The organism is Citrobacter enshiensis (genome assembly GCF_029338175.1).
GTDB lineage: Bacteria > Pseudomonadota > Gammaproteobacteria > Enterobacterales > Enterobacteriaceae > Citrobacter_D > Citrobacter_D enshiensis.
On sequence record NZ_CP119862.1, the window covers coordinates 3,700,049 to 3,715,168 of the forward strand.

Below are 15,120 nucleotides of genomic sequence, written 5' to 3' on the forward strand. Positions count from 1 at the left end.
TATGAGTCAGAAAAATTTTGTTGAACTGCGCAACGTCACCAAACGTTTCGGTAACAACACGGTTATCGACAATATCAATCTCACCATCCCGCAGGGGCAAATGGTGACGCTGCTCGGCCCTTCTGGCTGCGGGAAGACCACCATTCTGCGTCTGGTCGCCGGGCTGGAGAAGCCGAGCGAAGGGCAGATTTTTATTGATGGCGAAGACGTCACCCATCGCTCTATTCAGCAGCGCGATATCTGCATGGTGTTTCAGTCTTATGCCCTGTTTCCGCATATGTCGTTGGGCGAAAACGTCGGCTATGGTCTGAAGATGCTCGGCGTATCACGCAGCGAAGTGAAAGCACGCGTCAAAGAGGCGCTGGCGATGGTGGATCTGGAAGGATTCGAAGACCGCTATGTTGATCAGATCTCCGGCGGTCAGCAGCAGCGCGTGGCGCTGGCCCGCGCGTTGATCCTCAAACCAAAAGTGCTGCTGTTTGATGAACCGCTGAGTAACCTCGACGCCAACCTGCGCCGCAGCATGCGCGATAAAATCCGCGAGCTGCAAAAGCAGTTTGATATCACCTCGCTGTATGTGACCCACGATCAGAGCGAGGCCTTCGCGGTGTCCGATACCGTGCTGGTGATGAACAAAGGGCATATCATGCAGATAGGCTCGCCACAGGATCTCTATCGCCAGCCTGCGTCGCGCTTTATGGCGAGCTTTATGGGCGACGCCAACCTGTTCCCGGCCACCTTCAGTCAGGAGTTTGTTGATATCTACGGTTATCGCCTGCCGAGGGCGCTGCATTTTGCCAGTCAGGGAGAAGGTACAGTCGGCGTACGCCCGGAAGCGATTACCTTAAGCGATCGCGGCGAAGAGTGTCAGCGCTGTGTGATTCAGCATGTAGCCTATATGGGACCGCAGTATGAGGTGACGGTAGAGTGGCACGGGCAGGAGATCTTATTGCAGGTTAACGCCACTCGCCTGCAACCGGACGTCGGCGAGCACTACTATCTCGAAATCCACCCGTACGGGATGTTCGTACTGGCAGATGCGGCGTGATGTTGTGCCGGGTGACGCTAAGCTTACCCGGCCTACATTTCTTGCCCGATAAGTGATGTTTTCGCAGGCCTGATACATTTGTAGGCCTGATAAGCGAAGCGCCATCAGACAATCAATGCCCGATGGCGGCTAACGCCTTACCGGCCCTACCGTCAGCTTCGCGTTTTTAAAGCGGCAATATCCTCTGGCGTGGTGCGACAACACCCGCCAATCAACCGCGCCCCCGCCGCCAACCACTGCGGCAGGTAATCCGCCAACCGTGCGCCGCTTTCGCCGTGCTGATGCCAGCTTTTGCTCACCGCGTCGTAATGCTCGCCCGAGTTCGGATAAACCACCAGCGGCAGCGCCGTCAGCCCCTGAAAATGCTGCAACGCGGCGGTGGTATTTTCCAGCGCAATGCAGTTGACGCCAATCGCCACCACCTGTGGGAAATGGCTGAGGAACGCGACCACCTCGCGCAGCGGCGTGCCGTCGCTCAGATGCTCGCTGTCGCGCAGGGTGAAAGAGAACCACGCACGGGCGCGCGGCCAGGCCTTCAACAGTTCTGCCAGCGCTTTGATCTCGACAAAATTCGGCATCGTTTCGCAGGCCAACAGATCGGCACCTGCGTCAAGCAACGCTTCCACGCGTGGGCGATGGAATGCCTGAAACTCTTCGCGGCTACGCAGGTAATCGCCACGGTATTCAGAACCATTGGCAAGAAACGCGCCGTAGGGCCCCACGGAGCCTGCCACCAGCAGCGTGCCCGCCTGCGGGTTTTCCGCCAGATATGCTTCCCGCGCTTTACGCGCCAGTTCAACGCTCTTTCCGATGAGCGCTTTTGATTGCGCCTCATCGAGGCCGCGCGCTGCTAAACCTGCTGGTGTAGCCTGATAGCTGGCGGTAATGGCACACTGCGCGCCCGCGCGATAGTAGTCCAGGTGAACCTCGCGGATCACTTCCGGGTTTTCCACCAACACTTTGGCGGACCAGAGCCTGTCCGCTAACGTACAGCCACGCGCTTCCAGTTCCGTTGCCAGCGCCCCATCCAGCAACAGGAAATCTTGCTTTTCGAGGATGGCGTTCAACGGATTATGCTGCGACATGTTGTGGCTCCTGTAGGGATTTTCGAAATTAATAAGCAGAAAATCACCCTATCACAATGACGCAAACGATAACCTGTACCATCGCCCATTTTTAACGCCCGTTCAAACCGGTTGCTGATGCCACACCCTAAGGGCTGGCGCTTGTCAGAGCGTAAGACGTAATGATTAGAAACAAAAAGGTGCGCCACCGGAGTGCCCCGGAATCCCGTCACCTTTATCGTCGGCTGGCCCCTCTCAGTGGTAGAGTAAAGTGTATTCATAGCAACCGGCATTGGCTGGCGTACGGACACAGGAATTAATGCGCATGGGAAAATCATTCACCGAAGTCAGCAAATTTTTAAGCTATGTCTTACGGCATCAGCCTGACGCGATCGGTCTGGAATTAGACAGCGAAGGATGGGCCGACATCGACATCCTGATTCGCTGCGCGGCCCAGGGAAATAAGCCTCTCGATCGGCAACTGATTCAGTCCATTGTCGAAACCAGCGATAAAAAACGGTTTGCCCTCTCTGCGGATGGACAACGGATACGCGCGGTTCAGGGCCATTCATCCCAACACGTTGATATCCAGTTTGTCGAAAAAATTCCGCCTGCATTGTTATTTCATGGCACAGCAACGCGATTTGTCGACGCCATTCATCAACAGGGACTCATCGCCGGTTCCAGGCAGTATGTCCATTTATCCGCCGATGAAGCGACGGCCACGGCAGTTGGCAAGCGACACGGAAAACCGGTGGTATTGAAGATTGATGCGCGCTTGATGCACGAGAAAGGGATTACATTTTATCAGGCAGATAATGGCGTCTGGTTGACCAAAACGGTGCCGGTAAGTTTTATTTTCTGGGAGGCGTAAGCGGTGCCGAAATTCTGCTTATCTGAGCCACAGAATTTCGGCACGGGTCAGTCCGAATGATTTCAGATCTTGAGCATTTTTACCGTGGCCTCGATGTCTATCTCATCTTCCGAGAAGATTAACGTCGTGCCCTGGAAGGTGGTGATTGCCAGTTTTTTCACCGAGCGCATTTCGCCAGGCTTCGCGTCTGTTTTGGGTCTGATATTGCTCATCAGGATCCCCACCGACAGCACCGCATTCTCTTTATCAATGCCGGTATCGACAGGGACTTCTTCGCTGTACACCAGGAAAGACTTGATCGAGGTGAGCTTAAGGCGCTCGCCCGCAATATAAATATGTTTGCTTTCCGGGACGACTTTCACCGCATACGCGGACAAGCCCTTGTTGTTGGTGGTCGGTTCGAAGGTCACCGCCGCATCTTTCTTGATAAGCTCCGGATTGGCGACCTTAATCACATGAAAATAACGGTTATCACCGTTTTCATCTTTGATAAATCCAAAGCCTTTATCTTTAAACCACGTTGTGATCGTTCCGTTCATCGCCATTACCGCCTGATTAATCGTTTATCTACTCAGTTTTGCAGCGCGCAGTGTAAAGCACAATGCCTGCACAGACTATGCCTTTGGCTTAAGTCTGGATGATCGTTGTTTACCACATCAAATCATCAGGTACTTTAAAGTCGGCATACGGATCTTCTTCATCCTGCTCTTCTGCACTCAGCGCGCTGTGTAACACAATACTGCTCACATCCCGCTGGGCAATCTTATCGGCTACGCTCGCGGGGATAATCGCGTATTCGCTCTCGCTACTGTTATCAACAACCAAACGCGCAATCGCAAGACGACCGTTGATCAGCTGAGCCTGGGTTAGCTTATCCACCATGATTTTTTTGATTAAATTATTGTCGGTGAAGTTAAACCCAATATCGCCTCTTGAAATGTTGATGCGGTTCATTTCAATGAGTTGCTTTACCTGAGCTTTATACTCTTTAGATAACGCAGCCTGTTTTTGTTGTTCGCTGAGCTGCTTGTCACGCTCAAGTTGCGCTTTTTTATTCTCTTCCACGGCCTCTCTTGCCTCACGAGCCTGAACGCGTGATTTTTTAGCCGTTCTCTGGACTTTGGCCATTTTTTTGCTGGTCACTAATCCAGCTTTAAGCATCTGCTCTTGTAAGGTGAGTTTCGTCATCTTCGTATCTAAACCGGTTGAATATTTATGGGGATTATACCTGTATTTTTTGAGGCTGTATCGGGTTGACGTCCCGGGTCACAGCTCATCTTATGGAGTCAGCCCCACGGACGTCCCGCCAGATTTTAGAGCTACGCTGTTCATCTTCTGGGTCAGAAAAAAGAAGATCTCTAAATGTGAATGGCACGATTATGCGGAATACTTACACTGAAGCTCTGACTTTGGGTGGTGCCCGCCTCTTTCAGGTCGTGCGTCGTTTTACTGCTACCGAGGGTAAAACCGATGCCACCGGTGCCCATCAGGCCGCTTTTTTTGGTCTCTTTAAAGCGCCAGGAGGTATCGGTATTGGTGGCGGCCACGATATCGACGTTGTTACCTGCGTGCAGGTTAACAGCATTATCAGCCACAACTGAAGAGCCTTTCACCAACAGATTCAACCGCAAGAAGATGGTGCAGTGGCTGGAGACGTTTCCGGGAGCGCTGAACGACACCGCCGATGTGCCGGTGTATAAGCGCGGGGACGGGCGCTGTATGTAACGGCGGATCGTGACAGATAAAAAGATCCCGGCGACTTGGCCGGGATTTCCGTTATTTCAATGTTTGATATCTTAACTCTATGTTGATTGATTGCAGAACATTCGATATTTGATCTAAGAAAGAAACAACCTGTTCTGGAAGGTCATATTTGAAATAAATCTCTATGATCTTTCGCGTTGTTCCTTGTGATGCTGGGAACACATCATATATCTCTCCGCTTTCAATAAAACTTATGTAAGTATTTATTTTTTCTTGAATTTTATACAAGTGTTCTTCAATGGGCACATCCCAAGTTAAATGATCCGAGATCGCCAAGCTAACTGTATTAGGGTTGTCGCTCGGTATACCAATAGAGTCAATTTTGCTCACATCTTCTACTGACATATTTACCTCTTTGGTGTTTTATCTGGTCTGATAATGTCAATTTTTGTCGGTGGTATCATAGTCCCACCTTCAAATCCTGGTTTTCCAGCTCCTGTTACAGTGGCGCCATTCTTTTCTATTTCAGGGTAACCAACTTTCTGATTGGGAGTCAGTGGAGCAGTCGACGAGCTCTTACACTCAATGCACGTAATATTACCTTGCTTGTCCTTGCTGATGATATCAATCCTGACATTCGTCCCACCTGGAGTTTTCACGGTAATCTCTCTTGCAGACACCGACTTATCGACACTATGTTCTTGGTAAACCTTATCCTCAAAAACCTTACCTTGTTCGTAATTCTGACGAACTTGATTTGATGGATTTGGTGAAGAAGTACCAGACTTTGCGCCCTCAGTGAAAATGTAATAGCCACCGTTATTCGAATAAATGACATTTCCGGCGGAGTCTACTTTACCAGTGTTGTTATAAACACCCCCCTTGGGTCCGACGACATTCCCGGAAGCGTTTGCTGCATAGCCTGAAGGTAGCTTTGTAGCAGCAGTGCCGGGCTTACCTGCTTTAGATGCACCGATGTTAACAGTATTACCATCCTCATCAACAAGGCCAGGTTTCATCATCGGGTTTATGTCAAAGATCTTTAATGGGCGATTACCATGCAGGCTCTTGATTTCCTCTTCATCGTCGCTGAGCGCATTATTCTCCGCAACATTCTTCCCGGCACTCGCCCCGGCAGCTGCACCAGACACATTCCCGCCTGCAATACCGCCAGCCATGCCCGCTGAAAGTGTTGCCAGTGTGCTCACGGTTTGCTTCTGGTCTTCCGTCAGCTTCGACGGGTCTGTGTTCGGGTAGAGACTTCTGGCGATAGCTACCGCGACCAGCTCACCGGACCCCGCGCCGACAGCGCCTGCCGCCGCGTTGTTACCCTGAAGCGCCGCCGTCACACCGCCGAGAATGGCGTGGGCAATGGCTTTTGCTGCTGTGTTGTCGTCAATACCCGCATGATGGCCGATGATGTTCGCCAGCTCAGGTGCCGAAGCCCCCGCCAGCGCGCCACCGATATTGCCGCCCGCCAGACCCTGCAACGCCGCCGTGGCCGCCTGGATACCGCGCTGGATATCGCTGCCGGTGCCGAACTTCTCCATTTCCTCTTTGTAAGCCTGCGAATTCCGCAGGCCAGCAAGATAATCCTGGCGCTGTTTCTCTGTCGCATTGGCTGGCAGTGTGGTTTTCGAATTGCTCTGGGCTTTCTTCAGTCCGTTCAGATCACCCTGCGTCCGCGCTATGTCCGCCACCTGGCTGCCGATTTCGCTGATCATCCCCACCGCTTTCAGGCGGTTCTGCTCTTTTTCCTTGTCGAAAATCGGGCTGATGCTGTCGTTGGTGTGCTCCGTGTCGCGGCTCAGATCCGCCACGTCCTGTTTCTGGTTTGCCGTGTCGCGGACAGTGATAGTCCCGTCAGCGATTGCCGCCTGGGTGGTGCCTTCCGCGTGACCGCTGTTGCCCGCCGCCGAAATCATCCCGCCCGGCATGTTGCCCTTGAACGTCTCCCCGAAGCTGCCGCCACCGCTCAGACTGATGCCCGAGTGCTGGGTTTTAAAGTCCGCCTCATTGTGGATATCGCTGAAGCCCAGCGTCCCGGTGTCGAGGCTGTTTTTATCCGCCGTTGCCGTGGATGCGATAACCGCCCCGTCAAGCTGCGTGTGGTTGCCGACGGTGATGTCAAAACCACCGTCTCCGGCAAACAGCCCGGTCTGCTCAGACACCGAGTCAAAGCGACTCTTCATCTTGTCCTGGCTGGCGTTGATGTAACCGGAGCCAGACATGCTGCCGAAGGTGAAGCTGCCGCCTGCCGCCACGCTGGTCTGCTTGCTGTCGTACTTGTTGGTGTCCTGCAGGCTGCTCATCAGCAGGTCGTGACCGACGTCAGCAATGATTGTATTGCCGTTGACCTGCGCCCCGTCGAGCACCGTGTCGTTCCCGCTTTTGATGGTGACAGTTTTGCCGCTGTCTATCGTGGTCTCGGTCCAGTCGGTGCCGTTGCCTTTGTCTTTCCCGTGCGTTGGCAAACACGCTGATGCCCCAGTTGCCGACGCCATAGGAGGTTGAGATAAGGAATAATAGATGACATCTTAACGAAATTATTAAAAACGCAACGTTACATGAATCGATATTAATTTCTGAAGCGGCCTCGCAATTTTTAATATTGCCCAACAACTTTATACTGTGTTTTTATTCAGCAAGGTATAATAGACACAGAGAAAAATAAGGTCACAACAGAAAAGTAACATAAAACGATAAATTCAGATTATTAAAGAACGCGATATGAAAGTGTAACCAGCACCTTCATACCGCTAACCACAAACAACTAAACAGGAGTTGAATATGGCTGACACAAATATTAAGCCAGAAGTTACTATCGCCAAAACAGATTCTGAAACTTTGGCCAATATTTCCAGAAATCGCGAAGCGGTACGCAAAAATGGCGACTGCGCGCTGGAAAAGAAAGCAGAAGGTATTTCTAAAAGCGTACGACGTATGACGGTGAGTTATGTCAGCACCCGCCACTACGATCGCCAGACCAAGAGAACCCGGCGCTACACCCGCTGTGCCAGCCTGCGCCTGAACGGGCGCTGGATGGAAGATGCCGGGTTTACTTCCGGAACCGAACTCGATGTTCGCGTGATGCCGGGCTGCCTGGTCATCACCACCCGCCCGGTGGAGACATCGTTTATGAAAGACCTGAACAAGATCAGTCGTTTGCCGGAGAAAGAGCAGGAGCATGTGAGGCGGTTTTTGCAGGGGGTGGCGGCGAAGGTAGTGCTTGAGGCGGTGTGAATGGGGAAGAAAACCCGCTGGATAAGGGCGGGTTTATCCTATTGTAGTTTTGATATATTAATTAGTCTTTCAGCTATTTTTTGTTCAGTACAGCTATCTCTGCCGAAAAACTGTTGACACCCACGTTACCGCCCTACTGATATTCACATACCCCTGAACAATAATAACTACTCTTGGGTAATTATCTTAATACTATTCCCATCCGGAATATCTCTTATTTGCAATGCAAGATTTGCTCTTGCTATCAGAGATTTATAAGTACATTCCAAATACAGGTTCTCAATATCATATGAACCTCCAGTGACAAATGGAATTTTAGGAACCAATCGATGACATGGTGGAATAGCCCCATGTAATTTTTGCCATGAATGCGCCAAAGAATAACCAGTTAATACATTATAATCATTCAATATCACATGACACCAGTCATTAATAGTTTCTGCTATTTTACTAAAATCTGCGGTTTCTGGATCAAAGCTATAAATCCCATCGTCTCGTACGCAAAACTGACTGCCAAACACATCCTCCGCAAAATACAATGCGTCAAGAGCCATATCATTGTAATAAGATATCCAAAGCGATTTTTCATTCCAGTCGAGCAAACCTATTTCTTCATCTGTTGATTCATAGGGGAAAACATGCAAAGCCGACTCAAAACCATAAAATCCATTTTTTACTGCTAATAATTCCTTCAGTTGTTCACATACGGATGAGCTAGTTAACGCAGAAAAATTATGGCTCGCTTGTTTAGTTGATAACTCATCACCACAAATGGATACTAATTTTTTAATATAAAAACTCATTTTTTATTTCCTCCATCAGTTTTAATGGTAACAGACGTGCCATCCGGTAAGTTACGACACTGTGCACCAATACAAGCTCCCGCTCCTCGGTTATCAGAAGGCGTGATTGGTCTAACAGAAGAGCCCGCCCCTCCTTCTTTAAACATTGCCGGTGGGTATTCATCGCGATCTAATCCTTTTACTGGAGGAGTATCTTGCAATGATTCCCGTCGCCGTTGCGCTGCACCACTACGATCTATAGTCAATACGGCTGGTTTACCCGCAGCCTGAGCATCTTCAATATGCTTAGCAGATTCAGGATACTTAGATTTGTTGATGATTATAACCTTACCACCATTACCCTGCACGTCTCCATCTTCATCCGTCAGCCCAATTTTCAATGGATTAATCGGAATAATTTTTATTGGACGATTACCATGCAGGCTCTTGATTTCCTCTTCATCATCGCTGAGCGTATTATTCTCCGCCGCATTCTTCCCTGCCTGCGCCCCCGTCGTTGTGCCGCTTGAGTTACCACTAACGATATTCCCCGCAAGCCCTGACGCTATCGTTGCCAGATTGCTGATGTACTGCTTATCGCTTTCGCTCAGATCGCTGTTCTTTTTACCCGGGAACATCTGGTCTTGAATGGCTCGGGCAGCCAGTTCTCCCGTCAACGCTCCCGCAGCACCTGCCGCCGCACTCTTGCCCTGTAACGAGGCCACCACACCGCCCAGCAGGGCATGAGCGATCAGCGCATCATCGTCGCTGAGGCCAGAACGATGCCCGATGATATTTGCCAGCTCCGGAGCCGATGCCCCTGCCAGTGCGCCCGCCAGATCTCCACCGCCAGCCAGCACGGTCAGTGCGGCAGTTGCCGCCTGGATACCGCGCTGAACCGCACCGCCCGTGCCGTAGAACGTCGACGCATTGTTGTACGCACGTTCTTCCACCGCAGCATCTGTGACCGCTTTTCCTTCCCCAGCCAGCTGCTGGCGTGCTTCTTCCAGTGATGCCGGATCTTTCGCCGCTTTACGCCCGGCCAGCTCACCCTGAGATCTGGCAATGTCTGCGGCCTGGCCACTAATGTCGCTGATAAGCCCGATTGCTTTCAGGCGGTTCTGCTCTTTTTCCTTGTCAAAGATCGGGCTGATGCTGCCGTTGGCATGCTCCGTGTCGTGGCTCAGGTCTGCCACGTCCTGTTTCTGGCTGGCCTTATCGCGGATGGTGACAGAGCCGTCAGCGATTGCCGCCTGAGTCGTTCCCTCTGCGTGGCCTTTGTGGCCACCGCCTGCCAGCAGCGTACTCGCCGCATTGCTGGCAAACCGCCCGGCGATACTGCCCCCGGTGTTAAACGAGCCGCCCGCGTGCTGGGTTTTAAAGTCCGCCTCATTGTGGATATCGCTGAAGCCCAGCGTCCCGGTATCGAGGCTGTTTTTATCCGCCGTCGCCGTGGATGCGATAACCGCCCCGTCAAGCTGCGTGTGGTTGCCGACGGTGATGTCAAAACCACCGTCACCGGCAAACAGCCCGGTCTGCTCAGACACCGAGTCAAAGCGACTCTTCATCTTGTCCTGGCTGGCGTTGATGTAACCGGAGCCAGACATGCTGCCGAAGGTGAAGCTGCCGTCTGCCGCCACGCTGGTCTGCTTGCTGTCGTACTTGTTGGTGTCCTGCTGGCTGCCCATCAGCAGGTCGTGACCGACGTCGGCGACAATTTTATTGCCGTTGACCTGCGCTCCGTCGAGTACGGTGTCGTTCCCGCTTTTGACAGTGACAGTTTTGCCGCTGTCTATCGTGGTCTCGGTCCAGTCGGTGCCGTTGCCCTTGTCTTTCCCGTGGGCCGCATTGACGTTGGCAAACACGCTGATGCCCGCGCCGTTGCCGCCCGCACCGATACTCACGCCCACACCGCCGCCGCTGCTGCTGTTCTTGCCGCTCGACTGCTGAGTATTCGCCGCGCCGCCCAGCAGAATGTCGTTCTGCGCGTCCAGCGTGGTGTCGCCGCCCGCTTTCAGCTGGCTGCCGGCAATCACGATATCGCCGCTGTTCGGACCTTTGCCTTTCCCGTTCGCGGTGATGGAGAGGTTATTGCCCGCGTTCAGCGTGCTGCCCGTCACCGCATCGCCGATATGCGCCAGGTTTCCCGCCGAAATCGCCACGCTACCGCCCGTAGAGCCCACGGTGCTGAAGCTCTGACTTTGGGTGGTGCCCGCCTCTTTCAGGTCGTGCGTCGTTTTACTGCTACCGAGGGTAAAACCGATGCCGCCGGCGCCCATCAGGCCGCTTTTTTTGGTCTCTTTAAAGCGCCAGGAGGTGTCGGTATTGGTGGCGGCCACGATATCGACGTTGTTACCTGCGTGCAGGTTAACAGCATTATCTGCCACAACTGAAGAGCCTTTCACCAGCAGATTCAACCGCAAGAAGATGGTGCAGTGGCTGGAGACGTTTCCGGGCGCGCTGAACGATACCGGTGATATGCCGGTGTATAAGCGCGAGGACGGGCACTGTATGTAACGGCGGATCGTGACAGATAAAAATATCCCGCCGGGTTAAGGGCGGGATTTTTGTTATTTACGAACGGTTTATTAATTGCTCTCTTGCTTCATTCAAGCTCGGAGAGTTTGCACCACCGGAAAAATCAGGATCAGCTGATTGAACAGGGTCATCTTCCCATCCACAAATAGGGCATATTTCATAGCAACCAAGCTCATCTATTGTTTTATTTCCACAGCATGGGCAAGGGTAAGTTTCACTATTCATCATTGCTTATTCCAATATTCGAGGCCTTTCTGTGGTTTAAACATTGTACGTGGCACACCATTTACGTCTTTCGAGGCAAATGTGTTAGTTGTTGGATTGTAATACAGAGTATCTCCATTAGGTCTGGTTTTAGTCAAAGTGCCTGCTGGCGGAGTCGTTACGAAGTTATGTGTAGCATCAACATATTGCTTCGAATTCTGGTACTCAGGGAATTCAGATTTATGTTTTTCCCAATGTCCATAAGCATTTGGCACTGGTTCATCTTTCTTAGTTTTGGTCCAAATTTTAGTATCTTTGGATTTTCCGCCTTTAGCTATCCCGCCGCCAGCCAGACTTTCCTCACCATTCTCATCAAGGACACCGACCTTCAGCATCGGGTTGATATCAAGGATGTTAACTTTATCCTTTTTACTCAGCGCATTATTCTCAACCGCATTCTTCCCGGCGCTAGCGCCTGTCGCCGCACCTGCCGTATCACCACCTGCAAGACCACCCGCAATACCTGCCGAGATGCTTGCCAGAGAACTGATGGTCTGCCGTTGATCTTCCGTCAGATCAGAAGTTTTCACACCAGGGTAATAGATTTCCGCAATGGCTCGCGCAATCAGTTCACCCGATGCAGCTCCAGCAGCGCCTGCCGCCGCGCTGTTCCCCTGAATAGCAGCCACTGCACCGCCCAGGATCGCATGCGCTATCGCGTTGACCGCAGGATCACCTTCCGTCGATTTCAGCATATGCGCCAGCTCAGGTGCCGAAGCCCCCGCCAGCGCGCCACCGATATTGCCGCCCGCCAGACCCTGCAACGCCGCCGTGGCCGCCTGGATACCGCGCTGGATATCGCTGCCGGTGCCGAACTTCTCCATTTCCTCTTTGTAAGCCTGCGAATTCCGCAGGCCAGCAAGATAATCCTGGCGTTCTTTCTCTGTCGCATTGGCTGGCAGTGTGGTTTTCGAATTGCTCCGGGCTTTCTTCAGTCCGTTCAGATCACCCTGCGTCCGTGCTATGTCCGCCACCTGGCCGCCAATTTCGCTGATCATCCCCACCGCTTTCAGGCGGTTCTGCTCTTTCTCCTTGTCGAAGATCGGGCTGATGCTGTCGTTGGCGTGCTCCGTGTCGCGGCTCAGATCCGCCACGTCCTGTTTCTGGCTGGCCTTGTCGCGGATGGTTATCGTGCCGTCAGCGACAGCCGCCTGGGTGGTCCCTTCCGCGTGGCCGCTGTTGCCCGCCGCCGAAATCATCCCGCCCGGCATGTTGCCCTTGAACGTCTCCCCGAAGCTGCCGCCGCCGCTCAGACTGATGCCCGAGTGCTGAGTTTTGAAATCCGCCTCGTTGTGGATATCGCTGAAGCCCAGCGTCCCGGTATCGAGGCTGTTTTTATCCGCCGTTGCCGTGGATGCGATAACCGCCCCGTCGAGCTGTGTATGATTGCCGACGGTGATGTCAAAACCACCGTCACCGGCAAACAGCCCGGTCTGCTCAGACACCGAGTCAAAGCGACTCTTCATCTTGTCCTGGGAGGCAGAGATGTAACCGGAGCCAGACATGCTGCCGAAGGTGAAGCTGCCGCCTGCCGCCACGCTGGTCTGCTTGCTGTCGTACTTGTTGGTGTCCTGCTGGCTGCTCATCAGCAGGTCGTGACCGACGTCGGCAATGATTGTATTGCCGTTGACCTGCGCCCCGTCGATTACGGTGTCGTTCCCGCTTTTGATGGTGACAGTTTTGCCGCTGTCTATCGTGGTCTCGGTCCAGTCGGTGCCGTTGCCTTTGTCTTTCCCGTGCGTTGGCAAACACGCTGATGCCCCAGTTGCCGACGCCATAGGAGGTTGAGATAAGGAATAATAGATGACATCTTAACGAAATTATTAAAAACGCAACGTTACATGAATCGATATTAATTTCTGAAGCGGCCTCGCAATTTTTAATATTGCCCAACAACTTTATACTGTGTTTTTATTCAGCAAGGTATAATGGACACAGAGAAAAATATGGCCACAACAGAAAAGTAACATAAAACGATAAATTCAGATTATTAAAGAACGCGATATGAAGGTGTAACCAGCACCTTCATACCGCTAACCACAAACAACTAATACGGAGTTGAATATGGCTGACACAAATATTAAGCCAGAAGTCACTATTGCCAAAACAGATTCTGAAACTTTGGCCAATATTTCCAGAAATCGCGAAGCGGTACGCAAAAATGGCGACTGCGCGCTGGAAAAGAAAGCAGAAGGTATTTCTAAAAGCGTACGACGTATGACGGTGAGTTATGTCAGCACCCGCCACTACGATCGCCAGACCAAGAGAACCCGGCGCTACACCCGCTGTGCCAGCCTGCGCCTGAACGGGCGCTGGATGGAAGATGCCGGGTTTACTTCCGGAACCGAACTCGATGTTCGCGTGATGCCGGGCTGCCTGGTCATCACCACCCGGGCCACGGAGACACCCTTTATGAAAGAACTGAACAACATCAGCCAATTACCAGAAGAAGAACAGCAGCAGGTGATGGCATTTTTGCAGGGCGTGGCGGCCAGAGTGGCGCTTGAGTCGGCGTAAGTGAGATAAAAAAATCCCGCCGGGTAAGGGCGGGGTTTATGATTGTGAGGATCAGTTGGGATCTGAGGGCGATTTTTCTCGGGCCTTGCGCTTGCGTTCGTCTATTTTAGCGAAGATCCATGAACCCACCCCTCCTGCAGAACCCGCGATAGTGCTTACAACGATGATATCTATAATTACGTCTCGCGTTAAATTCACCTTGCCATCAAAAATCAAGTCAATAACAGCACTAGCTATAAAGAAAAAAATGAAACAACAAGCAACAAGATAAATAACACTTAAAAATAAAAGTTTTAAGCTTATTTTTTGATTGTTTTTATTCATCAGCACCATTCGCCCCCTTCTTATTTATTTTATCTTTAACTTTATTACCAATAAATTCGCCGCCAACAGAACCAATTACATCACTAACAAAGCCAGAGTTTGGGCCTAAAACTGGTTTCAATACAGGCGGTGCAATCACACTAACCGTACTACCAAATGCCCAACCAGCCCCAGTCCCGGTTAAAGCACCTTTATCAGGCCCATCAGTAAATAGAGTTCCACCTGCCGCGATCCCTGCGTTCTGCCATATACTCCGTCCTGGTGCCAGTGCTCCAGTAATGCCTGCCGAGGCACTTCCCCAGTAATCCCAGCCTTTGTTTTCGTTGCCGGGTTTGCTCAGGTCGTACCACTGATACATACCATTAGCGCTTTCCGATATTACGGCACCGCCCACAACTTTTCCTACTGATGCTGCCGGACCCAAATAAGCGGCTCCTGCTATCAGCACGCCATCCTTATAACCATTCACGATCACTTTCGTGATATTAGTGCTGTCCGGCATATCGCCTTTTGCGATCTTATCCAGCCCGGCCTGCGTTTCTTCCGGTGTCAGGTTATTGTTTACCGCATACTGGTTCCATGATGCAGCCGCCGCAGCATTGCTTTCAAAACCATTACCAAAGCTCAGCGCATTATTCTCAACAACAACTCTTTCCTGTGCGGCTTTCTGTCGCTAACCCGGCTTTTCCCTGTCCTTTCCGTAGGTTACAACCTTTTTTGTCTGTTATACCTTCGCCCCAGGGATTTTTTGCACTGTTAAGC

General features: G+C 51.8%; 12 protein-coding genes and 4 pseudogenes. 4 read left to right on the forward strand and 12 right to left on the reverse strand.

Annotated elements, in window-relative coordinates:
- The first annotated feature begins 1 nt into the window (after position 1).
- Entirely contained in the window at positions 2 to 1,048 is a 1,047-nt protein-coding gene (gene fbpC, locus P2W74_RS17720) for a ferric ABC transporter ATP-binding protein (protein WP_192611304.1), read from the forward strand.
- Between the two features lie 152 nt (positions 1,049 to 1,200).
- Here fbpC and mmuM read toward each other — a convergent pair whose 3' ends face one another.
- The gene (gene mmuM / locus P2W74_RS17725; protein WP_276292646.1) at positions 1,201 to 2,133 is read right to left on the reverse strand and encodes a homocysteine S-methyltransferase; all 933 of its coding nucleotides are present in this window, start codon (positions 2,131 to 2,133) and stop codon (positions 1,201 to 1,203) included.
- Positions 2,134 to 2,437: 304 nt separating this feature from the next.
- Between mmuM and P2W74_RS17730 the strand changes: the two genes are divergently transcribed.
- Positions 2,438 to 2,986, forward strand: coding sequence for an RNA 2'-phosphotransferase (locus P2W74_RS17730; protein ID WP_276292647.1), 549 nt, complete (start codon positions 2,438 to 2,440; stop codon positions 2,984 to 2,986).
- Positions 2,987 to 3,048: 62 nt separating this feature from the next.
- Here P2W74_RS17730 and P2W74_RS17735 read toward each other — a convergent pair whose 3' ends face one another.
- From P2W74_RS17735 to P2W74_RS17755, 5 genes and pseudogenes are all read right to left on the reverse strand, one after another.
- Entirely contained in the window at positions 3,049 to 3,531 is a 483-nt protein-coding gene (locus tag P2W74_RS17735) for a cold-shock protein (protein WP_276292648.1), read from the reverse strand.
- A 103-nt stretch (positions 3,532 to 3,634) separates the two neighbouring features.
- Positions 3,635 to 4,174, reverse strand: coding sequence for a DUF2058 domain-containing protein (locus tag P2W74_RS17740; RefSeq protein ID WP_276292649.1), 540 nt, complete (start codon positions 4,172 to 4,174; stop codon positions 3,635 to 3,637).
- A gap of 173 nt (positions 4,175 to 4,347) precedes the next feature.
- Positions 4,348 to 4,608, reverse strand: a pseudogene (locus P2W74_RS17745) (hemagglutinin repeat-containing protein); the annotation flags it as partial.
- Positions 4,609 to 4,762: 154 nt separating this feature from the next.
- Entirely contained in the window at positions 4,763 to 5,095 is a 333-nt protein-coding gene (locus P2W74_RS17750; protein ID WP_192611299.1) for a DUF6572 domain-containing protein, read from the reverse strand.
- Between the two features lie 683 nt (positions 5,096 to 5,778).
- Positions 5,779 to 7,152, reverse strand: a pseudogene (locus tag P2W74_RS17755) (hemagglutinin repeat-containing protein); the annotation flags it as partial.
- A gap of 328 nt (positions 7,153 to 7,480) precedes the next feature.
- Here P2W74_RS17755 and P2W74_RS17760 point away from each other — a divergent pair.
- Positions 7,481 to 7,933 carry a SymE family type I addiction module toxin gene (locus P2W74_RS17760; RefSeq protein WP_276292651.1) on the forward strand — a complete coding sequence of 151 codons (453 nt, stop codon included), beginning with the start codon at positions 7,481 to 7,483 and terminating at the stop codon, positions 7,931 to 7,933.
- 167 nt (positions 7,934 to 8,100) lie between these two features.
- Here P2W74_RS17760 and P2W74_RS17765 read toward each other — a convergent pair whose 3' ends face one another.
- The 4 genes and pseudogenes from P2W74_RS17765 to P2W74_RS17785 all read right to left on the reverse strand — a co-directional run.
- Positions 8,101 to 8,736 carry an SMI1/KNR4 family protein gene (locus P2W74_RS17765; protein WP_276292652.1) on the reverse strand — a complete coding sequence of 212 codons (636 nt, stop codon included), beginning with the start codon at positions 8,734 to 8,736 and terminating at the stop codon, positions 8,101 to 8,103.
- Between the two features lie 449 nt (positions 8,737 to 9,185).
- Positions 9,186 to 11,129: pseudogene (locus P2W74_RS17775) on the reverse strand (hemagglutinin repeat-containing protein); the annotation flags it as partial.
- Positions 11,130 to 11,289: 160 nt separating this feature from the next.
- A complete protein-coding gene (locus P2W74_RS17780; protein ID WP_276295219.1) occupies positions 11,290 to 11,478 on the reverse strand; it encodes a CPCC family cysteine-rich protein in 189 nt (62 codons plus the stop codon).
- A gap of 410 nt (positions 11,479 to 11,888) precedes the next feature.
- A pseudogene (locus tag P2W74_RS17785) lies at positions 11,889 to 13,253 on the reverse strand (VENN motif pre-toxin domain-containing protein); the annotation flags it as partial.
- Positions 13,254 to 13,581: 328 nt separating this feature from the next.
- On the opposite strand from P2W74_RS17785, the gene P2W74_RS17790 reads away from it, so the two are divergent.
- Positions 13,582 to 14,034, forward strand: coding sequence for a SymE family type I addiction module toxin (locus P2W74_RS17790; protein WP_276292653.1), 453 nt, complete (start codon positions 13,582 to 13,584; stop codon positions 14,032 to 14,034).
- Positions 14,035 to 14,085: 51 nt separating this feature from the next.
- Here P2W74_RS17790 and P2W74_RS17795 read toward each other — a convergent pair whose 3' ends face one another.
- Together P2W74_RS17795 and P2W74_RS17800 are read right to left on the reverse strand one after the other, a co-directional pair.
- Positions 14,086 to 14,367 (reverse strand): hypothetical protein, encoded by a 282-nt coding sequence (locus P2W74_RS17795; protein ID WP_276292654.1) that lies wholly within the window; start codon positions 14,365 to 14,367, stop codon positions 14,086 to 14,088.
- A complete protein-coding gene (locus P2W74_RS17800; protein ID WP_276292655.1) occupies positions 14,351 to 14,860 on the reverse strand; it encodes an adhesin in 510 nt (169 codons plus the stop codon). The genes P2W74_RS17795 and P2W74_RS17800 overlap by 17 nt, the downstream gene beginning before the upstream one ends.
- Positions 14,861 to 15,120 lie beyond the last annotated feature (260 nt).